Origin of the sequence: Caulobacter sp. BE264, from assembly GCF_031457805.1 — a bacterium.
Lineage (GTDB): Bacteria > Pseudomonadota > Alphaproteobacteria > Caulobacterales > Caulobacteraceae > Caulobacter.
In genome coordinates, this window is record NZ_JAVDXI010000007.1 from 1 (window position 1) to 22,241 (window position 22,241).

Consider the following 22,241-nt stretch of genomic DNA (forward strand, 5'->3'; position numbering starts at 1 on the left):
GGGCGGCCCCCGGGCGTTGGGGGGGCCCCCCACCGGGGCCCGCACCCCCCCCCCCCCCCCCCCGCGGCCCCCCCCCCCCCCCGGGGGGGCCCCCCCCGGGGGGGGGGGGGGGGGAGGGTTTTCGCCCCCCCCCCTCAGGCCCGCTGGCGGGCCAGGCCGGCGACCGTGGCCGGGACGCCGTTCACAGGAAGCAGCGTTGCGCTCATAGCGTCGGCGGCGCGGCTCTGAAGCGCCAAGTCCCTCCCCCTGCCCGCATCGCGCCACGACCAGGAGCGTCTCGACAGAAATCAGACTGCGACAGAACGCCTCACATCAATAAAAGCGGCGCTTTCCCATGAATAGTATGGATATCGACTCGTTAAAAGCGGCCCGCACAGCCCTGACGTTTACGAAACTATAAGCACCATCGTGGCCATATACCTTCACAATAATAGCGGAGGAACGGCCAGCTATGAAGAAGTTCTTTGTCTCGGCAGCGATAGCGCCGCTACTATTTGTCGCACCCTCTTACGCCCTGGCCGAAAGCCGCGCGGGGGCAGCCGGCGACACGGCGGCGAAGCCTGCGGCGAGCGCCCAGGCCAGCCGCGAAGAGGTGTTCTCCACCGGCGTCGCGAAGGGGCGCGATCGCCTGGACAGCGCGACCTCGACCAGCGCCCTGCGCGAGAAGGACATCGCGGTTTCGGGCGGGCGGTCGCTGGGCGACCTGCTGCGCAACCTGCCAGGCATTCGCACCGAGTCGTCCACGGGCGACGGCAGTTCGGCCTATACGATCCGCGGCCTGCCGCTGGCCTCCGGCGGCTCCAAGTACATGCAGCTGCAGGAAGACGGCCTGCCGGTCCTGGAGTTCGGCGACTTCTTCAACGGCGCCGTGGACATCTATATCCGCGCCGATCTCAACCTGGCTGCGGTCGAGTCCATTCGGGGCGGCTCGTCGTCGACCTTCGCCTCGAACTCGCCGGCTGGCGTGATCAACCTGATCTCCAAGACCGGCGACGTGAAGGGCGGCGCGGTGCTTCTGACCACCGGCCTGGACTACGACACCCAGCGCGTGGACTTCTCCTACGGCGCGCCCATCAACGACACCTGGCGCTTCCACGTCGGCGGCTTCTACCGGGTTGGCGAAGGGCCTCGCAAGATCGGCTACGACGCCTTCAAGGGCGGCCAGCTGAAGTTCAACGTCACCAAACAGCTGCCCAACGGCTACGTCCGACTGTCGGGCAAGTATCTGGATGACCGCTCGCCGCACTACCTGCCCGGCCCGGTTCGCATCACCGGAACCAATGACGATCCGGTCTTTGGCAGCTTCAACACCTATGACGTCCGGCGCGACTCGATGAACGCGGGCAACCTGGGCAAGCTCATCACGCTGGACGCCGACAACAAGCCCGTCGAAATGCCGCTCAGCCAGGGCATGAACGCCCTGGTCAAATCGATCGGCCTGGAGTCGCAGTTCGAGGTCAGCGGCTGGACGATCACCCAGCGCGGCCGCTACTCGGACATCGAGGGCGGGACGCTCCGCAACCTGGTCGCCAACATCTATTCCGGCGCCGCCATGCCCGCCTCGCTGGGCGGCGGCACGGGGACCTTCAGCTACGCCACGGGCCCCCGCGCGGGTCAGGCCATCACCAACCTTGGCGCGCTCAACGGCAACGGCCTGGTTGTCGGGAGCTCGCTGAACCGGATCGAGTCGCGATCGCTGAACAACTTCATCAACGATCTGCGCGCCACCCGCGCCTTTGGGGTCGGCAAGGGTGAGCTGACCGTGACCGGCGGCGTCTACAAGTCGCTGCAGGACTACACCAGCGACTGGCTGTACAGTAACCACATCCAGGATGTGGCGGCCGACGGCGCCTCGTCTCTGATCAACTACACCAACGCCGCCGGCGTGCCCCAGACCCAGAACGGCTATCTGGGCTTCAACCGTTCGGGGCCCACAGCCTTCTTCCGGCGCAGCTACGACGTTCGCTACAACATCACCGCACCCTACGGGTCGCTGAACTATCGCATCGGCAAGATGGCGATCGGAGGCAGCCTCCGCCGCGACGAGGGCCGCGTGCGCGGCGAGCTGTATGGAGCGGATCTGGGCGGCGGCCGCATCGGCATCACGTCGGTGGACTTCAACGGCGACAACGTCATCTCCGTCGCGGAATCCAAGACCGCCTTCACGCCCTTCGATCGCCCCGCGCCCGTCCGCTACAACTACGGCTACTACAGCTATTCGGTGGGCTTGAACTATCGGGTCGCCGAGCCGTTCGCGGTGTTCGCCCGCTACAGCCGCGGGGCGCGGGCCGGGGCCGACAAGCTGCTGTTCTCGACCAAGGTCAGCACCACCGACGGCCACCTGATCAACAAGGCCGACGGCTTTGACATCGTCAAACAGTTCGAAGCCGGCTTCAAATACCGCGCCTCGAACTTCACGGTGAACGTCACCGGCTTCAGCGCCGACACCGAAGACACCAACGTCCAGGCCGGCGCCATCACCACCGACCGGACCTACAAGGCCTATGGCGTGGAGGCCGAAGGCGCCTATCGCTACGGTCCGTTCAGCGTGCGGGGCGGGGTCACCTACACCGACGCCGAGCTGGTCAACGACAAGCTGAACGCCGCCGTCGCCGGCAAGGTCCCGCGCCGCCAGCCTGACTTCATCTACCAGGCCACGCCGCAGATCGATCTCGGCAAGGCGACGGTCGGCGCCAACATCATCGGCGTGACCGACAGCTGGGTGCAGGACAACAACCTGATGAAGATGCCCGGCTACACGCTGGTCGGCGCCTTCGCCCAGTACCGGCTGAAGGACAATGTTCAGCTGATGCTGAATGTCGAAAACCTGTTCGACAAGGTCGCCTTCATCGAGATCACCACGCCGTCGGTCCCGGCCAACGGCATCGGTCTTGGACGGGCGGTCAACGGGCGCACGGTTTCGATGTCCGCCCGGATGAGCTTCTAGTTTAGCCAGTGAGGCCGGGCGCTGCGCCGCGCCCGGCCTCCTCCGTTTCTAGGCGACCATGCCGGCCAGGCGGCCACGGATCAGGGCTTCGGCCTCGGCGACCATGCGGTCGACCAGGTCCTTGACCGTCGGGATGTCGTGGATCAGGCCCTGGACCATGCCGGCGCTCCAGATGCCGCCGTTGGTGTCGCCCTGGGCCAGAGCATCGCGGCCGCGCGTGCCCGCCACCAGATGCGCGACGTCCTCGAACTTGGCGCCGCCGGCCCGCTCGATTTGCACCACCTCCTGGCTGACGGCGTTGCGCATGACGCGGGCGGTGTTGTGCAAAGTGCGGAAGATCAGGTCCGTCTGGCGCTCGTCGTTGGCGACCATCTGCTCCTTGAAGGCCATCGGGATCGGCGCCTCCTGGGTGACGCAGAAGCGGGTGCCCATGTTGACGCCGTCGGCGCCCAGGGCCAGGGCCGCGACCAGGCCGCGCGCATCGGCGATGCCGCCCGAGGCCAGCATCGGGATCTTCACCTTGTCGGCGGCGGCGGCGATCAGGATCAGCCCCGGAATGTCATCCTCGCCCGGATGGCCGGCGCACTCGAAGCCGTCGATCGAGATGGCGTCGACGCCCATGCGCTCGGCGCTCAGGGCGTGGCGGACGGCGGTGCACTTGTGGATGACCTTCACACCGTTGGCCCGGAGGTCGTCGACATGCTCCTGCGGCTTGTAGCCGGCGGTCTCGACGATCTTGACCCCGCTTTCGATGATCGCGGCCCGGTACTCGGCGTAGGGCGGCGGGGTCATGGTGGGCAGGATGGTCAGGTTCACGCCGAACGGCTTGTCGGTCATCTCGCGGGTGCGGGCGATCTCCTTGGACAGCGCCTCGGGCGTCGGCTGGGTCAGGGCCGTGAGAAAGCCCAGGGCGCCGGCGTTGGCGACGGCGCTGACCAGCTCGGCCTTGCCGACCCACTGCATGCCGCCTTGAGCGATCGGATGCTCGACGCCGAACAGCTCGGTGAAACGCGTCTTGATGGCCATGGCCGCCTCTCCTCCCTCGGGATTTTGAGCGACTATGCGGCGGCGCCCGCTACGTCAGGCAAGGGCTAATAGCCCGCCCGGAAGCGCTCCAGCTCATCGGCCCGCTGGCGGGTGCGGTCTAGCACGCACTGGTTGGCCTCGACACGGGCCAGCGAGCCCCAGTCTTCGTCGACATAAGCCGCGCAGTCGGCGTCGCGGAAGGCGATCCAGGCCCGCTGGGCCTTCTGCAGGGCGGCCTTCTGGCGCGGGCGCTCCAGCCGCATGAGAGCGGCCTGGTAGGCGCGGTTCAGGCGGGCGTCCTGAACGGCGACCTCCTTGCCGATGCAATCGATCATGCCGTAGGTCGACTGGCCCTCAGGCGTCGCCAAGCAGCGATCCAGCGCGGAGACCGTCTTCGCGGGCTTGGCGGCCTTGGGGGCTTGGGCGCTGGCGACCGGCGCGGCGACCAGAAGCGCGAGGGTCAGGACAGACAAGGCGGCGGCGCGGGTCATCGGGCGAACTCCAGAGATCGCTCGCAGCCTAAACCGCTTCGCCGGGCTCGAAAAAGCCTACTGCAGGCCCGAACGGCCGATGGCGTAGAAGCGCTCGGCGCGTTGCTTCTTCAGCTCGGCGGCGCTCATCGCCGCCATGGCTTTCAGCTCGTCCTCGACCGCGTCGCCGACGGCCTGGATCGCCGCTTCGGTGTCGGAGTGCGCGCCGCCGGCGGGCTCTTCGACGATGCGATCGACGATGCCCAGCTTAATCAGGTCCTGAGCGGTGATCCGCATCTGGGTGGCCGCATCCTTGGCCCGGGCGCCGTCGCGCCACAGGATCGAGGCGGCGCCTTCCGGCGAGATCACCGAATAGATCGAGTGCTCCAGGATCAGCACGCGGTTAGCGCCGGCCAGGGCGATCGCGCCGCCCGAACCGCCCTCGCCCACGATCGTGGCGACCATGGGCACGCCCAGGGTCAGGCAGCGCTCGGTCGAGCGGGCGATGGCCTCGGCCTGACCGCGCTCTTCCGCCCCCAGGCCCGGATAGGCGCCGGCGGTGTCGACGAAGGTGATGACCGGCAGGTTGAAGCGTTCGGCCATGTCCATCAGGCGGACAGCCTTGCGATAGCCCTCAGGGCGGGCCATGCCGAAGTTGTGCTTCAGGCGCGTGGTGGTGTCGTGGCCCTTCTCGTGGCCCATGACCACCACCGGCTGACCGCGGAACCGGCCAAGGCCGCCGACAATGGCCTGATCGTCGGCGAACTTACGGTCGCCGCGTAATTCGACAAACTCGTCGATCAGTCCGGCGACGTAGTCGCGCAGGTGCGGTCGCTGCGGATGGCGCGCGACCATCGTCTTCTGCCAGGCGTCGAGATTGGCGTAGGCCTCCTTGCGCAGCGCCTGGGCGCGGTCGCGGAGGGCCTGGATCTCGGTGTCGAACGCGCCTGGACCGGCCGTTTCGGAGAGCCGGCTCAGCTCTTCGATCTTGCTTTCCAGATCGGCGATGGGGCGTTCGAAATCGAGATAGTGAGCGGCCATGGACTCTTAACGTCGCCGTTGATGAAGGGCTGCGAACCTAGTGGCCAAATCCCCCGAGGGAAAGAGGCGAGATTTCGGCCGGGAACCGCCCTGCTGTCGCCTCGTTTTATCCACAGGATCGATCCCCAGGTGAGTCTCGATTCAAGACTCTCTAGGTCTGGTGAATCGCGACATAGAGTCCTATGTTGTTTTGTAGCAGGTTGCGGAAGCCGACCTGCGCCCTGCGGCCCCCGCCATCGAACGTGCGCGGCCCCGCCTGATGAGAGCGAAGCGTTCCCATGCAGGTGTTCACCTTTTTCTGTGTCGAGTCCGACGGCTCTGTTCCCCGTTTCGACGTTACGCCTTGCGCGGACGATCAAGCCGCGCGCCTGCGAGCTTTCGAGCTCCTGGACATGCACCACCGCTGCGACTTCGTGGAAGTGTGGCGCGGCGCGCAACGTGTGTTCGATGTCTTCGCCCCGCAGGCCGTCGCCGCATAATTCAACGCGCGATGAATTATTGCATCGCAACCTGAACGCGCCTAGGGTGCCGGTCCGGATGGAGCCCGCTGCGGGATCCTGAAATCCGGAAGGCTGCACCATGGACGCCATCGTCCGCTCCGCGCCGTTGATTCCCCCCGCCCCCAGGATCCACCCTCGCCCGCTCGGCGTCTCGGCGCTTGGCGAGCTGCGTATCGCCTTGGAGATGGGGCGCAGCCTGATCGGGGCCTATTGCGAAGAAGACTTCGAAAGCCTGGTCACGCCGTACACGTTCATGGGCCAGCACGGCCTGTTCGTGAACGACCCCGCCAGCGTCCGCCAGATCCTGACCTCGCCGAAGTATCAGCGCCCCGTGAAGGCGGCCCGTTCGCTCAAGCCGCTGGTCGGCGAGGGCGTCCTGATGTCGGAGGGAGAAACCTGGCGGCGGCAGCGCAAGAGCCTGGCCCCGGTCTTCACGCCCGCCGCGACCGGCGGCCTGCTGCCCCACTTCATCGCCGCTGGCGCCGGACTGACTGAAGCCCTGCAAGGTCAGAATCGCGCCAACCTGGCCCAGGCCTTCCACCGCGCCACCCTGGACGCCGTGCTGCGCGCGCTCTTCTCGCGCCGCGCGGACGCCGAAGGCGCTGTGCTGGCCGACCTGGCCCGCCGTTACATGGAGGGGCCGGCGCACTTCAACCTGATGGACTTCGTGGCCAAGGGAGCCGACGATCTGCTGTTTATGGATGGCGAGCGGCGGCGGATCGGCAAGCGCTGGTTCACGGCGGTCGACGCCCTGATCGCTGAACGGCGGGCCCACCCGCACGCCGAGGTCCGCGACCTGCTGGACCGCCTGCTCGCCGCGCGGACCGAGGACGGCGCGCCCCTGCCCGACCAGGAGATCCGCGACCAGAGCAGCTCGATGCTGGCCGCCGGCTTCGAGACCACCTCGCGCCTGCTGTTCTGGGCTGCCTATCTGCTGGCGCTGGACCCAGACACTCAAGGCCGCGTCCGCGCCGAGGTCCTGGCCTTTCCGACCGGGCGGGTCGCCAGCCTGGACGACCTGAAGCACTGGCCGCTAATGCGCTCGGTGCTGTTCGAGACGCTGCGGCTCTATCCATCAGCGCCGATGATCGCGCGCCAGGCGCTCGAGGCGGACGAGGTGCTGGGCTGCCCGGTTGTTCCGGGCTGCACGATCACCATCAGCCCCTGGGTCATCCATCGACACCGTAAGCTGTGGGATGCGCCCACCACGTTCCGTCCCGACCGCTTCCTCGACCAGCCGCACCCGTGGGGCGTTGATGCCTTCCTGCCGTTCGGGGCAGGTCCGCGCGTCTGCATCGGGGCCGGCTTCGCCCTGGCCGAGGCCCAGATCATCCTGGCTTCCCTGCTCGCCCGGTTCGAGATCGGCCTGAAAAGCCAGCGGCCGGTGATCCCTGTCGCCTCGATCACGCTGGGTCCCGATCACGAGCCGGACTTCACCCTGACGCCGATCTCGCAAGCGCGAGCCTTGAACGGGGAGGCCTGAAGCGCCAGCTTCAGCGCTCCAGCCAAGGACCCGACCGATGACCGAGACCACCCCGACCCGCCCCTTCGCCACCGCCACCGACAGCGGGCACGGCGGTCTGCAGACCTTTGTGACCGCGGGTCCGGCGACCATCGTCGCAGACCTGTCGGCGGCGCAGGGCGGCCTTGATCTGGGTCCCGATCCGCACGAGCTGGTCGCCGCGGGCCTGGCGGCCTGCACCACCATGACCCTGCGCCTCTACGCCAACCAGAAGGGCTGGGACATCAGCGGCCTGCACGTCGAGGTGTTCTCGTCGTTCGACAAGGACGCCACGCCGCACGAGCGCTTCGAGCGCATCATCACCCTGGAAGGCGACCTCACCGACGAGCAGCGCGAGCGCCTGTTCCAGATCGCCGAGAAGTGCCCGATCCACAAGCTGCTGACGGCGGGGGCCAAGGTGGTGACGACGGTGGCGGGGAACTAGCGCGCCGCAAATCCTCCCCCAAGCGGGGGAGGTGTCGGCTCGAAGAGACGACGGAGGGGGAAGGCCTGCTGATCCTGCCTCTTCCCCCTCCGGTCCTTCGGACCACCTCCCCCGCTGGGGGGAGGATTTTAGGGTTCAGAACCCGTACAACCCCGCATACTCAGCGTCCTTACCCGCGATCTGCTTGGCGCAATCGACCATGACCTTGGCCTGTTTCCAGGTCGCGTCGTCCTGCATCTTGCCGTCCAGCATCGCCACGCCCGTGCCGTCCGGCATGGCTTCCAGGATGCGCTTGGCGAAGGCGACCTCGGCCGGGTCGGGGCTGAAGACCTTCTTGGCGATCTCGATCTGGCTGGGGTGCAGGCTCCAGGCGCCGGCGCAGCCCATCAGGAAGGCGTTGCGGAACTGCTGCTCGCAGGCGACCGGATCGTCGATCGCGCCGAACGGGCCGTAGAACGGCTTGATGCCGTGGGCGGCGCAGGCGTCGACCATCTTGGCGAAGGTGTAGTGCCAGAGGTCCTGCTGCACCGAGACGCGTGCCGAACCGTCCGCATGCGGATCTTCGATGACGCGATAGCCGGGATGCCCGCCGCCCACGCGGGTCGTCTTCATGGCGCGGCTGGCGGCGAGGTCCGCCGGACCCAGGGAAATCCCCTGCATGCGCGGGCTGGCTGCGGCGATGGCCTCGACGTTCATCACGCCCTCGGCGGTCTCCAGGATGGCGTGCAGCAGGATCGGCCGGGTGACGCCGTGCTTGGCCTCCAGAGAGGCCAGGAGCTGGTCCATGTAGAAGATGTCCCACGGCCCCTCGACCTTGGGCACCATGATCACGTCGATCTTGTCGCCAGCCTTCTCGACGATCGTGGCGATCTCATCCAGGTGCCAGGGCGAGTTCAGGCAGTTGATCCGCGTCCAGAAGCCGACGCCGAGCGCCTTGAAGTCCACCTCGCGCGACATGGCCACTAGGCCCGCCAGCGCCGCGCCCTTGGCGTCGGCGGGGATGGCGTCTTCCAGATTGGCCAGGATCACGTCGACGGTCGGGGCGATCTCGGGCAGCTTGGCGCGCACCTTCTCCAGGTGCGGCGGCACGAAGTGGATCATCCGCTCCACGCGGGCGGGCAGCTCGCGATAGGGCGTCGGCGCGCCGATGGCCAAGGGTTTGAAAAAGCCGCGCGGCGTCTTCATGCCGGTCACTCCCCGCTTCGTCCCCTTCACGAGGGGATCATTTCGCAATTGCGAGAACCATGCGGCGACGCAAAATGCGCGTCAAGCCCAGAGCCTGTCGGGATGAGATGAACCATCTCATCCTGATAAACAGGCTCGAAAGCCAAGGTTTAGAGCCCCCTTCAAAGCCTTGGATCACTACACCCAAAGCTGAAGGGCTCTATCGTCGTTCAGTCGGCGGCGCGCCGGGCTTGGGCGCTTCTTCCGGATCCTCGCGTTCCAGGTCGGCGGCGGCGTCGTTGCTGGAGCCGATCCGGGCGGCCTTGGACGCCTTGCGCCGGCGCGCGGCGGGCTCGAGACGCAGACTGGCCATGGCCTCCTCGCCCTCCTCGCCGAACAGGCCCCGCAGGCGGATGTCGCGCTGCGGATAGGGAATCTCGACGCCGGCCGCGCGCAGGGCGTCATCGATCAGCCAGGTATAGGCCGCAAAGATCGCCGCCGGACGCCGCACGGCCTCGACCGTGGGCCAGACCACAAGCTCGAACTTCAAGCTGCTCTCGCCATAGCCGACCAGCCATACCTGGGCCCGGCGGGTGGCGTCGTCGGGCGAGGTGAACGGCGCGGCCTTGGCGGCCTTCAGCACCGCCTCGCGCACCTTCTCCTTGTCGGTCCCGAAGGCAGTGACGAACGGCACCCGCAGACGGCGATTGGTGCCGCGCAGGGTCCAGTTGATCACCTGATCGTTCACCAGCACCGAGTTGGGCACGATGATATCGGTGCTGTCATTGGTGCGGATGCGCGTGGCGCGCGGCCCGATCTCGTGCACCACGCCGCGCCCGCCATTGGGCAGCTCGACGAAGTCGCCGACCGCCACCAGGCGCTCGAACACCAGGGAGACGCCCGAGGCGAAGTCCTTGATTACGCCTTGCAGGCCAAGGCCCACGCCCACGCCCAGGGCGCCGGCGAACACCGTCAACGAGGTCAGGTTGACGCCCATGGTCGACAGGCCGGCCATGACGCCGACGACGACCAGGCTGTAGCTGGCGACCTTCTCGACAATGTAGAGCGACGCCGCATTGCCCCCGGCCCGCTCGCGCAGGCGCCGCAGCCCGGCTGAAGTCAGTCGCGCGGCGAACAGCGCCGCCGCCACGATCAGCAGCCCCGCCGCAAGGCTCCCCACCGTCACCGACGCCTTGCCCAGCTTGAGCAGCTCGAAGGAATCGAGAGTGCGGAGGGGGTTCTCGGTCATGGGCCGGAGTGTGGGGGCAGGTGGCGGCGCTGATCAAGGGCGGTGGCCGGGAGGCGGGCGTCACAGATGTCGGTTGAGGGTGGAGATTGGAGGTTAGATGCTCCCCCGCGATGCGGGGGAGCTGTCGCGAAGCGACTGAGGGGGCAAGCTGGGCAAGCCCCGCGTTAGCCCCCTCCGGCCCTTTGGGCCACCTCCCCCGCATAGCGGGGGAGGATCTGTCCGACTAGGGTCGGGATCGGCCTCCGCCCTCCCTCCAGAAGCCCGACCCACCCGGCATTATCCTGCGAGGTCGAGTTGCCTGAAACAGCCCCCTAGCGACCCACCATCGCCATGCCGGTCTTGCTGTAGCGCTCGCCTTCGATCGCGGTCTCGGGGACGGCGGCGGCGATGTGGGCCAGTTCGTCGGCGGTGAAGGTCACGTCGGCGGCGGCGATGTTTTCCTCCAGCCGGTGGATCTTGGTCGTGCCCGGGATCGGGGCGATGTCTTCGCCCTGGTGGAGGATCCAGGCCAGGGCCAGCTGGGCCGGGGTGACGCCCTTGTCGGCGGCGATGGCGGCCAGGGCCTCGACCAGCGACAGGTTCTTGGCCAGCGCCTCACCCTGAAAGCGCGGCAGCCCCTTGCGGAAGTCGCCCTCGCCCACCGTCTCGGCCTTGACCGCGCCGGTGAGGAAACCGCGCCCCAGCGGGCTGTAGGGCACAAGACCGATCTTCAGTTCACGGAGCGTCGGCAGGATCTCGGCCTCCAACTCGCGGAACCACAGCGAGTATTCGCTTTGCAACGCCGCGACCGGCTGGACGGCGTGAGCCTTGCGGATGGTGGCGGCGCCGGCTTCCGAAAGGCCGAAATGCTTGACCTTGCCCTCGGCGATCAGGTCCTTGACCGTCCCCGCCACGTCCTCGATCGGCACGCTGGGGTCCACGCGGTGCTGATAGAAGAGGTCGATCGTCTCGATCCCCAGCCGCTTCAGCGAGGCCTCGGCGACGCTGCGGATATGCTCGGGACGGCTGTTGACGCCGCGCACGCGGGCCATGCCCTGGCCCAGGTCCTCAGGCCCGATGTCGAAGCCGAACTTGGTGGCAATCACCACCTGGTCGCGGAAGGGCTTCAGGCCCTCGCCCACCAGTTCCTCGTTGGCGAACGGGCCGTAGACCTCGGCGGTGTCGAAGAAGGTCACGCCCAGCTCGACCGCCCGCGCCATCAAAGCCAGTGCGTCGGCCTTCTCCAGCGCCGTACCATAGACCTGGCCCATGCCCATGCAGCCGAGGCCGATGGCCGACACCTTCAGGCCGTCACCCAGTTCACGCGTCTTCATGGCAGGCTCCTCCTTCGCGAGCCCTGTCGCCCGCCCCGCAAAGATGGGCGGAGCAGCGGCCATGCCTAGCGTTGATCGAACGATCTGGAGCATTAGGCAATCATCTCGGCGTGGCCGCAAATCCGCGCCCTGACCACGAGACCTCCAGCGGACGCTAGGCGGTGAGCGCGCCGAAGTCGGTCAGGCCGCCAGCGTCATCAGGCTGCCAGGGGGCATGTCGCGGCGGATCTGCTGATCCAGGTCCTCGGTCATTTCGTCGAGCTCCTTGAGGCCGTCCTCGGCTTCCTTGACCTCGTCGGAGCGCTCGAACCTGCCCGGCTGGGTCAGGATGCCCTTGGTCTTGGCGGTCTGGAGCTCGTCCTTCAACGCGTTGCTCGTGCTGCGGACCTCCTTGAGGAAGTCCATGTCGCCGGAGGCCTCCATCTTGGCCTCGTCTTCAAGCTGCTTGCGCTGGGCGGCCGCGCCTTCGGGGTCGGTCGCCGCGTCGGGCAGGTTGGCGAAGTCCTGGGCGTAGAGTTCGCCGGCTTCCTTGGCCGCCTTGCCATAGTCCTTGACCGCCGCCTTCAGCTCCTTGGCCGCTGCGGCCAGCGCCTTGGCCATGGCCTTGGGGTCGTTGGCGTAGATCTTCTTGAGCAGCTTCAGCCGCTCCATCACCTGCTGCAGCTTGGCCTTGGCGCGGCCCTTGGCGTCGCCGATGGCGTTCTTCTTGCCCAGCCGCATGTCTTTCTTGAGCTTGGCCATCGCCTCGGCGGCCTCGGTCGCCTTCTTGGCCTCTGCCGAGTTCGGGGCCGGCGTCGCGGCCGTCGAGACCGGCTTGGCCAGCGCGATCGCCGGCTCGCTCTTCGCGTTCTTGGCGTAGGCCATCAGCGCCAAAGCGCCCGCCTGCCCGGTCACCGTCACCATCGGCCTTCCAGCCTCCATCGGCGGTTCTCCGCCTGTCTGGGGGCCAGACCTAGCAGGCCAAGGTTAAGTTAGGCCTTCTTGACGAACTCGGTGCGCAGGACGAGGCCCCGGACCTTGTCGACATTGGCCTCGATCTCATCGGGGTCGCCGGTCAGGCGGATCTTCTTGACCACCGTGCCGCGCTTCAGGGTCACACCGCCCGAGCCCTTGACCTTGAGGTCCTTGATCAGGGTGACGGTGTCGCCGTCGGCCAGCAGGGTTCCGTTGGAGTCGCGGGTTTCTTCGGACATGGCCGACCTTTCGAGGTGTGGGCGGCCGCTGGGCAAACCCGTAGATTTCGTGGGGGCTTTCCTAAGCGGTGGCTGGGCTGCGCGTCAATGGCGACGCCCTAGCCCTTCTTCCGCCCCAGCGGGTGCTTGGTCTGGACGATATGGGCCAGGTGTTCGCCGGCCACGTGGGTGTAGATCTGGGTGGTGGCGATGTCGGCATGGCCCAGCAGGGTCTGGATCACCCGAAGGTCCGCGCCGCCTTCCAGAAGATGCGTGGCGAAGGCGTGGCGCAGGACGTGGGGGCTGACCTTCTGGCGGTCGATGCCCGCGGCGATGGCCGCGTCTTCCAGCAATTGCCCCACCCGGCGCGGGGTCAGGCGGCCCGTCGCGCCGCGTGAGGGGAACAGCCAGGGGCTGTCCTTGGCGCCCTTGGGCAGGAAGGCGGGACGCGCGTCCAAGTAGGTCTTCACCGCCGCCCGCGCCGCGTCGTTCAAGGGCGCCAGCCGCTCCTTGTCGCCCTTGCCCTTGACGATCAGATAGGCCGGATCGCGCGCGAGCGCCGCCAGCGGCAGAGCCAGGAGCTCGGAGATCCGCAGGCCCGAGGCGTAGATCAGCTCGATCATGCAGGCCAGCCGCAGGCCCTGGGCGCTGTCCTTGCCGGAGGCCGCCACCAGAAGGCGCTCGATCTCCTCGCGCTCCAGCACCTTGGGCAGGGGACGGCCGGCCTTGGGCGCGGCGACGCGGCGGGAGGGGTCGTCGGCGCGCCAGCCCTCGCCCAGCACGAAGCGGTAGAACTGCCGGACAGCCGAGCGGCGGCGGGCGGCGGTGGCGGGCGACAGGCCGCGCGCGCCCAGGTCCTGGAAATAGGCCTCGATGGTCTCGGCGTCGGCGTCGTGCAGGTCGTGGCCCGAGCGTCCTAGAAAGCCGCGCGCGTCCTCCAGGTCCTTGCCATAGGCGGTCAGGGTGTTGCGCGCGGCGGCGCGCTCGACCGCCATCATCTCGAGGAAGGCATCGACCCAGGCCTCGCCCTGGCTCATTTGGCGTAGGCCAGCCCCAGGAGGCCCTCGACGACGATGGCGCGGGCGTCGGCGTCCAGGCCCGCCTGATGCAGGGCGCGGGCGATGCGCGCGCGATCCACGGGCGCGGGACCGGCGACGCCGGCGTCGGCGGCGATCGAGAGGGCCACAAGGCCCGCCTCGCCCGCCCGCTTGGCCGCGCCCGCATCGTCCAGCAGTTGCAGGCGAGCCGGTTGGGCCGCCGACTTGCCGGCGTCGAAATTGTAGACCTGCCCGCGCGCGTCAGCGTCGAGCGTTCCGCCCAGGCTGGCCAGCAGCAGGGCGGCGGCCTGGGCCGGGGAGCGGGCGCCGCCGCCGGCACCGCGCGTGACCAAGGCGCCCAGCACCTGGTTGTCGGTCCTGCCGGACGCCGCCGTGATCAGGGCGTCGAGGATCGCCAGGTCCGCGCCGCTGGCGCCGGGAATGCTGTCCTGCACCAGCCGCGACCGGATCGTCTGGGCGCTGGCCAGATCGCCCGCCGCCACGGCCGCGCGGGCCATCAGCACCGGATCCTGCAGCGGTCCGCCGGCGCCCGCCAGCGCGGCGATCGAGCCCGCCGAGGCCTGCGCCGCCTCGGTGAAGGCCGCCAGCGTCTTGGCCTGGCGGAGGAACGCCAGGGCTGAGGCCTCGGCGGCGGTCAGATCCGCGCCGGGCGCGACGCCTGCGAGATCGCCCGCCGCAGCCTTGGTCAGCGGCTTCAGGGCCGGCGCGGCGGACGCCACGGCGGCGGCCGACTGGACATCGAGGTTCAGGCGGCGCGAGAGGGCGTAGTTGACGCCGTTCTTCAGCGAGGCCGCGCCGGGCGCGGTCCCCGCCAGCGCGGCGCCCATCAGCCGGGCGTAGTCGGCGTCCTTGGTCTGCTGCTGGGCCAGCTGGAAGGTCAGCTGGGCGGCGTCCTCTTGCCCGGCCTTCAGCTGGCAGAAGGCGCGCAGACGCAGCCAGTAGGCGCCGCCGCGATCCACCGTCAGGGCGTCCTGCACGGCGCAGGCCTTGTCGTCCTGGCCGGTGATCAGCGCCGCCTCTGCAGCGGCCATCGACAGAGACGCACTGCCCGCCGCGCCGGTCGTGCGATCCAAGAGCGCGTCGACGCCCCTCGCCTCGCCCAGCGCAATTAGGGCCAGGGCCCGCTGGGCGCCCATCTCGGCGTCGTCACCGATCCGCGCCGGGGCGTTGGCGCCGGTCGACAGCATCCGGCGAGCCAGACTGGCGAAGGCCGGCGACAGGCCGCGCGGACCGCCGATGCGGGGCAGCGCGTCGCGCAGGATATCGGGCGCGGTGTCCTTCCAGAGATCGGCCGGCAAGCCGGTGTCGGCCAGGCTGCTGGAGAAGTAATCGGGCGCGGCCAGGCTCTTGACCTGCACCGCCTCCTGCGCGGCGACCAGGGTCGGGCCCGACAGGGCGGCGGCCAGGGCGATCAGCGACGGAAAACGCAGCGAATGGGGCATGGACCGGTTATGACGCATGATGGGGCTCTCGCAAACTTGGCGCTGAAGCCCAGCCTCGTGTAAACCCGCGACCGCATCATGACCGAGCCCGATCCGACTCCCGACGCCGCCCCCGAGGCCGCTCCCCCGGTTTCCGACGACCTTGCGCCTCTGCGCGAGAAGACGATCGTGCTGGTCGGCCTGATGGGTGTGGGCAAGTCCAGCGTCGGGCGACGCCTGGCCAATGTGCTGGGCCTGCCGTTTCGCGACGCCGACAACGAGGTCGAGGCGGCCGCCGGGCGGTCGATCTCGGAGATCTTCGCCGAGTTGGGCGAGCCGGCGTTCCGTGACGGCGAACGCCGGGTGATCGCCCGCCTGCTGGACGAGCCGCCGCATGTGCTGGCCACCGGCGGCGGCGCCTTCGTCAACGCCGAAACCCGCGCGCTGATCAACGCCAAGGCCGTATCGGTCTGGCTGAAGGCCGATGTCGACCTTCTGGCCCGCCGCGTCTCGCGCAAGGACAACCGCCCGCTGGTCCGCGGCAAGGATCCGGTCAAGGTGCTGACCGAGCTGGCCGAGGCCCGCTATCCGGCCTATGCCGAGGCCAAGGTCCACGTCGAGACCGGCGACACCCCGCACATGGTGGCGGTCGAGGCCATCCTGGCGGCGCTGCGCCAGGCCCGCGCTTAAGGAGTTCCGATGATCCGCACCGTCCCTGTGGGCCTGGGCGACCGCGCCTATGACGTCGTCATCGGGCCTGGCCTGCTTGACCAGGCCGGCGCCCCGATCGCCGCCGTTCTGGGCAAGCGTAAGCGCGTCGCCGTCGTCACCGACGCCCATGTCGGCGCTCACCATGGCGAGCGCCTCGCCGCCGCGCTGCAAGGCGCCGGGATCACCGTCGACATCATCACCATCCCGCCCGGCGAAGAGAGCAAGAGCTTCGAGGGCCTGGCCGATCTGTCGGATCGCCTGCTGGCCCTGAACCTGGAGCGTGGCGACCAGATCGTGGCCCTGGGCGGCGGCGTCGTCGGCGACCTCGCCGGCTTTGCGGCGGCGATCTACAAGCGCGGCATCGACTTCGTGCAGGTCCCGACCACCTTGCTGGCCCAGGTCGACAGCTCGGTCGGCGGCAAGACCGCCATCGACACGCCGCGCGGCAAGAACCTGATCGGCGCCTTCCACCAGCCGCGCCTCGTCTTGGCCGATCTCGACGTGCTGGCCACCCTGCCCGCCCGCGAACTGGCCTGCGGCTACGCCGAGATCATCAAGTACGGGCTGCTGGGCGATTTCGCCTTCTTCGAGTGGCTGGAGGCCAACGTCCAGGCGGTCCTGGGTCGCGACGTCGACGCCCTGGTCCGCGCCGTCGGCCGCTCGGTGGAGATGAAGGCCGAGATCGTCGCCGAGGACGAGAAGGAGGCCGGTCGCCGCGCGCTCCTGAACCTGGGCCACACGTTCGGCCATGCGATCGAAGCCGAGATGGGCTTTGGCGATGCGCTCAAGCACGGCGAGGCCGTCGGCGTCGGCATGGCCCAGGCGTTCCGGTTCTCGGCCAAGCTTGGCCTCTGCCCTGGCCAGGACGCCGCCCGCGCCGAGGCGGCCATCAAGGCCGCCGGCCTGCCGACCACGCTAGCCGACGTTCGGCCCGAGCCCTTCATCGCCGACGCCCTGATCGCCCACTGCGGCCAGGACAAGAAGGCCGAGGGCGGCAAGCTGACCTTCGTGCTGGCGCGCAGCATCGGCGAGGCCTTTGTCGCCAAGGACGTGGATCGCGACGCGCTGAAGGCGTTCCTGATCGAGGACGGGGCGGCTTAGACGCCTAGACCATCCCCGACTTCTGCAGCTGCTTGTAGGCCTTGATCACACGCTGCAGCTTGTGCTCGGCGCTGCGGTCGCCGCCGTTGGCGTCGGGGTGGCAGCGCTTGAGCAGCTCCTTGTAGCGCGCCTTGATCGCGGCGCTGTCGGCCGTGGCCTCCAGGTCGAGATCGGCTAGGGCCTGACGCTCCAGCTTGCCCAGACGGCGCTCGGCCGCCGACCGCTCGGCCTCGGCGCGACGCTGCTGGGCGCGGAAGATGCCGAAGGGGTCGGCGAAGTGGCGCGCGTCGCGGGCGGCCATGGCGGCGGCCTCGCGCGAATTGGCGTCGGCCTTGAAGCTCCAGGTCGGACGGCCACCGGTCATCCGCTCGGTCTCCTGCTCGGCCCGGATCTGGGCCTCGCTCATGCCGGCGTAGAAGTTCCAGTTCTTGTTGTACTCGGCCGCGTGGCGCTGACAGAACCAGTAGTGGTCATTGGGCATGTCGCGCGACTTCGGCGCCTTGGCCGATCCGGCCAGGCGGCAGTCGGGATGGTCGCAGCGCTTCTCGCCGGGCTTGAGGCCCAGAACATCGTGCGCCACATCCTCCTCGCCCTCCTTGGGAGGGCGGACCCGGATATCGTAAAATTTGGGACGGTACTCGAACGGCCGGTTCATGGCGTCTAGAGTAAGCCCGCGCTATTTGCGTTCAAGGATTGACAAGCACGAGACGTATGATGGGCGCCGTCGCCGAGACCATCCGCCGCAAGTTGGAAGCGGCTTTTTCACCGTCCGCCCTCGAATTGGTCGACGACAGCGACCGGCATCACGGCCATGCGGGCCACACCGGCGCGGGCGAAAGCCACTTCAATCTCCGCATTGAGTCACAGGCCTTCGCGGGCAAGACGCGGGTGATGCGCCAACGCATGGTGATGCACGCCCTGGCCGAGGAGCTGGCGGGACCCGTACACGCGCTGTCGATCCACGCATCGGCGCCTGGAGAGCGGTAAGGTCCGGAAAATGGTAAGTCCGCGCTTACTTTCTGCTTGCGCCGCAACGAGGTCGCTGATTGCCTTCGCTCCCGGCGCGATCCTGCCGGAAGGCAAGAACACCCATGAGCGCCAACACGCCTACGCCCCCTGACGCCCGTGAGATCGAGATCGCCGCTGCGCTGCCGGCGCTGCTGTCGAGATCCTACGCCCGCTACTCGAAGTTCACCGTCGCTGCGGCGGTCGTCGACGAGACCGGCGCGGTCCACTACGGCGTCAATGTCGAGAACGCCGCCTATCCGCAGGGCACCTGCGCCGAACAGACCGCGATCGGGGCGATGATCACGGCCGCCGGCGCGCGCCGCATCGACAAGGTGCTGATCGCCGCCGGCTCCGACGCGGTGGTCCAGCCGTGCGGCGGCTGCCGCCAGCGTATCGCCGAGTTCGCCGGGGAGACTTGCGAGATCGTATCGGTGCAGGGCGGCAAGCCTACCGAGCGTATGGCGTTCTGGGACCTGCTGCCGCGCTCGTTCGGCCCCCGCGACCTGGACTGATCGCCCCCGAAACCGCAGACAAACAAAAACGCCGCCGTGAAGCTCACGGCGGCGTCTTCTTTCTTGGCTTTCGCCATCAAGACGCGCCGGGAGCTATAAGCCCCCGGCGCGCGCATTGACGACTAGAAGCGGACGTTCACACCGAAGTGGTAACGACGACCGAAGAGGTCGAAGTTGTCCGTCAGGCCGGTCTGGATGTTCGGCTCAGCGCCGAGCACGTTGTTCACGCCACCGCGGATGTACGCCTTCTCGGTCACGTCGTAACGGAACGAGAGGTCGTGCTGCACGAAGACGCCGGTGTCGAAGTAGCGCTGCGGGCGCGAGTCGACGTTGGCGCCCACCAGGCGGTAGTTGAACAGCTCCTGAGCGGTCTGGTAGTCGGCGCGCCAGGTCAGAGCCAGCGGACCCTTGGTCCAGGTCGCCGTCGTGCGGAAGCGAACGCGCGGGTTGTTGGCCGTCGTGTCGATGTCCGTCGCCAGGCCCGGCAGGGTCGGGTTGGTGAAGTTCTGACGGCGGATCAGGTAGTTACCCGTCACGCCCAGATCCACGCGGCCCCACTCCTTGCCGCCGACCAGGTCGCCCGGCTGGAAGTTGTAGCGCATCGTGAAGTCCATGCCGCGCGACAGCAGGGCCGCGAAGTTGAACGGACCTTCGATGAAGTTGTCGATCTCGTAGGCGTTCGGGCCGGCCGAGGCCGGACGACGCGGAACGGCCGCGCAAGCGGTCGGGTTCAGAGCGTCTTCGTCAACGCAGAGGTTGGCGAGGGTCTGAGCCGACAGGGTCGAAATCGCGTTCGTGATCTTGATGTCGTAGTAGTCGAAGATCATCGACAGACCCGGCGTCCAACGCGGCGTGATGATCGCCGAGATGGTGTGGCTCTTCGACTCTTCCGGAAGCAGGTTCGGGTTGCTGCCGCTCTTACCGTTGTTCGAGAACGTCGGGTTCGGGTCGACATAGGTGGTCGGAATGCCCAGCAGCGCGCAGTTCTTGATCCGGTTATTACGGATGCGCTGGTCGGTCGTGCCGGCGATGACCGGCGACGAGCACGGGTCCGTCAGGCTCGGGAACGTGTCGAACGGCGGCGAGTACAGTTCGCTCAGCGTCGGCGCGCGCACGGCCTTGCCGTAGGTGAAGCGGAAGGCGATGTCGCGAACCGGGCGCCACGAACCGTTCACACCCCAGGTCTTGGTGATGCCGATGGTCGAGTAGTCCGAGTAGCGATAGGTGCCGCCGATTTCCAGGTTCTCGGCCAGGAACACGCCCTTCAGAAGCGGCAGACGCACTTCACCGAAGGCTTCCTTGACGTCGAAGCCGACCTTGGCCAGGTCGCCGCCCGAGTTGCCGAACAGCACGCGATCGCCGAAGTCGGTCAGATCCGCGCTGGTTTCTTCCTTGCGGTATTCGCCGCCGATGGCGACGCCGATCGGACCCGCGCCCCAGAAGTCCCACAGATTACCCGAGGCGAAGCCGCGGACGTCCTGCTGCTCGTTCATTTCCTTGGTGACGAGCTTGGTGAGGATGTAGTCCTTGGAGTCGGCGAAACCGCCGGTGCCGAAGACGCGCGAAGGCTTACAGTTGGCGATGGTCGGATCGTTGGCCGTGTAGGCGACGCCGTCCAGGTTCTTGATCTGCACGCCACGCTTGGCCAGCAGCTGCACGCGGCAGACCACGGCGCCGGCCCGGCCCAGTTCGCCGGCGGTGTCGACCACCGCGTCGATCGAGTAGGCGTAACGCTCGACGTCGATCGTTTCCGGCTCGGTGTTCGTGGCCTTCATCTTGCCGTAGGTGTAGCCCAGCTCCCAGGACACATCCTTCACGAAGGCCAGGGAGTCGAAGTCGCCACGGAAGCCGCCCACGAAGCGGGTGGTGTTCCGGTCGGCGATCGCCGGACGATAGCCCAGGTCGTAGCTGAACACGCGCAGCAGAGCGCGGGCGTCCGCGACCGTGCCGGTGACGGCGCTGGGCGCGGTCGCCGACGGCGCGCCGTAGATGGTGCGCTGGTTGGTGAGGATCGCGTTGCGCACCTCGGTCGGCAGGTAGGCGTTGTCGAGACCGATCGTGAACGAGGTCAGCGCGCCGTAGTCGTTCGGATACTCGGTGGCGCCGAACGCACGGATGTTCACGTTGGCGAAGTGCGGCTGGAAGATGTCGACGTTGGTTTCTTCGACATACTTCAGTTCGCTGAAGAACTTGACGTTGTCAGTAACGTCGAAGTTCGCGCCGACCTGGAAGCGCTCGGCCTTCTGCTTGGGCAGACGGTTGGTTTCAACCGCCACCAGGCCGTCGCCGCTACCGCCGATCGTGGTCGTGCGGTTGACCGCGCCGACAGTCTGACCTGCGCCGAAGTCGGCCAGGAAGGGCGTGCCGTCCGCGCGGAACTGATAGGTCTTGCCCGGATTGGTGGCGAAGCAGTTGGCCGCGAAGCTGATCGAGTTGGCTTGGCTCGCGGCGCAGGCGCCGTACGGAATGTCCGGGTCGGTGGTGATGCTGCCCGGGGTGCCGTTGGCCAGCACCAGCACGCCGCCCAGCGGACGGTTCAGGGTGCGCAGGTTGTAGACGCGGTTGACGTCGAAGACGCTGTCGTTGACGGCGCCGGTCGGGTCGACGTCAAGCGTCGACAGACGGGCGTTCTTCCGGAGCCAGGAGATCTCCAGGTCCTTGTCGAACAGAACGTCCGAGCGCTGGGTCTCGCCGTAGGCGTAGACGTTCAGGCGACCGTCCAGGAAGTTCTTGCCGGCGGTGACCGACAGCTTTTTGTTGTACTGCGACGTGTTCTGGCTCAGCTGGCCGATCGCGGCGTCGACTTCGAGGCCTTCGTAGTCGTCGCGCATGATGAAGTTGACGACGCCCGATACGGCGTCCGCGCCGTACAGCGCCGAACCGGCGCCGGTCGTGACTTCAACGCGGCGAACCAGCGAGCTGGGGATGGTGTCGACGTCGACCGAGGCGCCGCCCGGGGCGCCGGCCACGTGACGACGACCGTCGACCAGCACCAGGGTGCGGCCCGAGCCGAGGTTGCGCAGGTTCAGGAACGCCAGACCGCCGATGCCGACGAAGCCGCCGGTGGTGTCTTCGTAAACCTGGCTGTTTTGCAGGGCGGGGATGTCGGCCAGATAGTCGACGATGTTGATCTCGCCCGACTGCTGGATTTCTTCCTGGCCCACTTGGATCAGCGGGGTGGGCGAGTTCAGCGGGTTGCGGCGGATCAGCGAGCCGGTGACCACCACTTCCTCAACCGCCGTCGTCTCCTGAGCCGCCGCCGGCGCGGTCTGCGCCAGAGCCAGGGCCGGAGCGAAAGCCGTGAGGCTTCCCAGCATCGTCGTCGCCAGGAGCACCTTGGTTTTCAACGCCATATTTTTGTTGTCCTCAAAAGTACGCGCGCCCGTCGCGCCAGCCGCGCGCGGGAGCAAAGAGGGCCATTCCTCAAAAGTGACGTTAAAGGCTTTCGGCGGCGCTAGAAGCGATCATGGCCAAATTCGGACGGGTTGCCGGCGCGGCGTTACCAAAAAGTCACGTTTCCGGCGTTCTTCCGTCAAAAATAGAAAAATCTTGCGCCGATGGAGCCGCCTCGCCAAGCCAATCGGCTAATTTTGGGGCAAAAT

The 22,241-nt window shown here is 67.9% G+C and carries 20 protein-coding genes and 1 pseudogene; 9 read left to right on the forward strand and 12 right to left on the reverse strand.

Annotation, left to right across the window (positions count from 1 at the left end):
- Positions 1 to 451: 451 nt before the first annotated feature.
- On the forward strand, positions 452 to 2,947 hold the full coding sequence (locus J2X45_RS16260; RefSeq protein ID WP_310216767.1) for a TonB-dependent receptor: 2,496 nt from the start codon (positions 452 to 454) through the stop codon (positions 2,945 to 2,947).
- 48 nt (positions 2,948 to 2,995) lie between these two features.
- Here J2X45_RS16260 and J2X45_RS16265 read toward each other — a convergent pair whose 3' ends face one another.
- From J2X45_RS16265 to J2X45_RS16275, 3 genes are all read right to left on the reverse strand, one after another.
- Positions 2,996 to 3,973: a nitronate monooxygenase family protein gene (locus J2X45_RS16265; RefSeq protein ID WP_310216770.1), complete on the reverse strand. Its 978-nt coding sequence runs from the start codon at positions 3,971 to 3,973 to the stop codon at positions 2,996 to 2,998.
- 65 nt (positions 3,974 to 4,038) lie between these two features.
- The gene (locus tag J2X45_RS16270) at positions 4,039 to 4,464 is read right to left on the reverse strand and encodes a lysozyme inhibitor LprI family protein (RefSeq protein WP_310216772.1); all 426 of its coding nucleotides are present in this window, start codon (positions 4,462 to 4,464) and stop codon (positions 4,039 to 4,041) included.
- Positions 4,465 to 4,521: 57 nt separating this feature from the next.
- Complete coding sequence (locus J2X45_RS16275) at positions 4,522 to 5,484, reverse strand: acetyl-CoA carboxylase carboxyltransferase subunit alpha (protein ID WP_310216775.1); 963 nt, start codon at positions 5,482 to 5,484, stop codon at positions 4,522 to 4,524.
- A 278-nt stretch (positions 5,485 to 5,762) separates the two neighbouring features.
- Here J2X45_RS16275 and J2X45_RS16280 point away from each other — a divergent pair, with 278 nt between their 5' ends.
- From J2X45_RS16280 to J2X45_RS20370, 4 genes and pseudogenes are all read left to right on the forward strand, one after another.
- A complete protein-coding gene (locus J2X45_RS16280; RefSeq protein WP_310216777.1) occupies positions 5,763 to 5,963 on the forward strand; it encodes a hypothetical protein in 201 nt (66 codons plus the stop codon).
- Positions 5,964 to 6,063: 100 nt separating this feature from the next.
- Positions 6,064 to 7,467, forward strand: a complete 1,404-nt coding sequence (locus tag J2X45_RS16285; RefSeq protein WP_310216781.1) for a cytochrome P450 — start codon at positions 6,064 to 6,066, stop codon at positions 7,465 to 7,467.
- Between the two features lie 37 nt (positions 7,468 to 7,504).
- Positions 7,505 to 7,930 (forward strand): OsmC family protein, encoded by a 426-nt coding sequence (locus J2X45_RS16290; RefSeq protein ID WP_082749355.1) that lies wholly within the window; start codon positions 7,505 to 7,507, stop codon positions 7,928 to 7,930.
- A pseudogene (locus J2X45_RS20370) lies at positions 7,931 to 8,057 on the forward strand (class I SAM-dependent methyltransferase); the annotation flags it as partial.
- Between the two features lie 8 nt (positions 8,058 to 8,065).
- Here J2X45_RS20370 and J2X45_RS16295 read toward each other — a convergent pair.
- The 7 genes from J2X45_RS16295 to J2X45_RS16325 form a co-directional block, all read right to left on the reverse strand.
- Entirely contained in the window at positions 8,066 to 9,124 is a 1,059-nt protein-coding gene (locus tag J2X45_RS16295) for a CoA ester lyase (RefSeq protein ID WP_310216784.1), read from the reverse strand.
- Between the two features lie 190 nt (positions 9,125 to 9,314).
- Positions 9,315 to 10,343, reverse strand: coding sequence for a mechanosensitive ion channel domain-containing protein (locus J2X45_RS16300; protein WP_310216786.1), 1,029 nt, complete (start codon positions 10,341 to 10,343; stop codon positions 9,315 to 9,317).
- 311 nt (positions 10,344 to 10,654) lie between these two features.
- The gene (locus J2X45_RS16305) at positions 10,655 to 11,656 is read right to left on the reverse strand and encodes an aldo/keto reductase (protein WP_310216789.1); all 1,002 of its coding nucleotides are present in this window, start codon (positions 11,654 to 11,656) and stop codon (positions 10,655 to 10,657) included.
- Between the two features lie 180 nt (positions 11,657 to 11,836).
- Positions 11,837 to 12,577 (reverse strand): hypothetical protein, encoded by a 741-nt coding sequence (locus J2X45_RS16310; RefSeq protein ID WP_310216792.1) that lies wholly within the window; start codon positions 12,575 to 12,577, stop codon positions 11,837 to 11,839.
- A gap of 50 nt (positions 12,578 to 12,627) precedes the next feature.
- Positions 12,628 to 12,849, reverse strand: a complete 222-nt coding sequence (locus J2X45_RS16315; RefSeq protein ID WP_004621989.1) for an alkylphosphonate utilization protein — start codon at positions 12,847 to 12,849, stop codon at positions 12,628 to 12,630.
- 98 nt (positions 12,850 to 12,947) lie between these two features.
- Positions 12,948 to 13,865: a tyrosine recombinase gene (locus J2X45_RS16320; RefSeq protein ID WP_310216797.1), complete on the reverse strand. Its 918-nt coding sequence runs from the start codon at positions 13,863 to 13,865 to the stop codon at positions 12,948 to 12,950.
- The gene (locus J2X45_RS16325; protein ID WP_310216800.1) at positions 13,862 to 15,346 is read right to left on the reverse strand and encodes a hypothetical protein; all 1,485 of its coding nucleotides are present in this window, start codon (positions 15,344 to 15,346) and stop codon (positions 13,862 to 13,864) included. Before J2X45_RS16325 ends, J2X45_RS16320 begins: the two co-directional genes overlap by 4 nt.
- Positions 15,347 to 15,406: 60 nt before the next feature.
- On the opposite strand from J2X45_RS16325, the gene J2X45_RS16330 reads away from it, so the two are divergent.
- The gene (locus J2X45_RS16330; RefSeq protein ID WP_310216803.1) at positions 15,407 to 15,997 is read left to right on the forward strand and encodes a shikimate kinase; all 591 of its coding nucleotides are present in this window, start codon (positions 15,407 to 15,409) and stop codon (positions 15,995 to 15,997) included.
- Between the two features lie 9 nt (positions 15,998 to 16,006).
- Positions 16,007 to 17,119, forward strand: coding sequence for a 3-dehydroquinate synthase (gene aroB / locus J2X45_RS16335; RefSeq protein WP_310216806.1), 1,113 nt, complete (start codon positions 16,007 to 16,009; stop codon positions 17,117 to 17,119).
- A gap of 4 nt (positions 17,120 to 17,123) precedes the next feature.
- Here the strand turns inward: aroB and J2X45_RS16340 are convergent, their stop codons facing one another.
- Positions 17,124 to 17,774 (reverse strand): J domain-containing protein, encoded by a 651-nt coding sequence (locus tag J2X45_RS16340; RefSeq protein ID WP_310216808.1) that lies wholly within the window; start codon positions 17,772 to 17,774, stop codon positions 17,124 to 17,126.
- 56 nt (positions 17,775 to 17,830) lie between these two features.
- Here J2X45_RS16340 and J2X45_RS16345 point away from each other — a divergent pair, with 56 nt between their 5' ends.
- Positions 17,831 to 18,106 carry a BolA family protein gene (locus J2X45_RS16345; protein WP_310216810.1) on the forward strand — a complete coding sequence of 92 codons (276 nt, stop codon included), beginning with the start codon at positions 17,831 to 17,833 and terminating at the stop codon, positions 18,104 to 18,106.
- A gap of 104 nt (positions 18,107 to 18,210) precedes the next feature.
- The gene (gene cdd, locus J2X45_RS16350; protein ID WP_310216812.1) at positions 18,211 to 18,639 is read left to right on the forward strand and encodes a cytidine deaminase; all 429 of its coding nucleotides are present in this window, start codon (positions 18,211 to 18,213) and stop codon (positions 18,637 to 18,639) included.
- A 122-nt stretch (positions 18,640 to 18,761) separates the two neighbouring features.
- Here the strand turns inward: cdd and J2X45_RS16355 are convergent, their stop codons facing one another.
- Positions 18,762 to 21,992 carry a TonB-dependent receptor domain-containing protein gene (locus J2X45_RS16355; RefSeq protein WP_310216814.1) on the reverse strand — a complete coding sequence of 1,077 codons (3,231 nt, stop codon included), beginning with the start codon at positions 21,990 to 21,992 and terminating at the stop codon, positions 18,762 to 18,764.
- Positions 21,993 to 22,241: the final 249 nt, after the last annotated feature.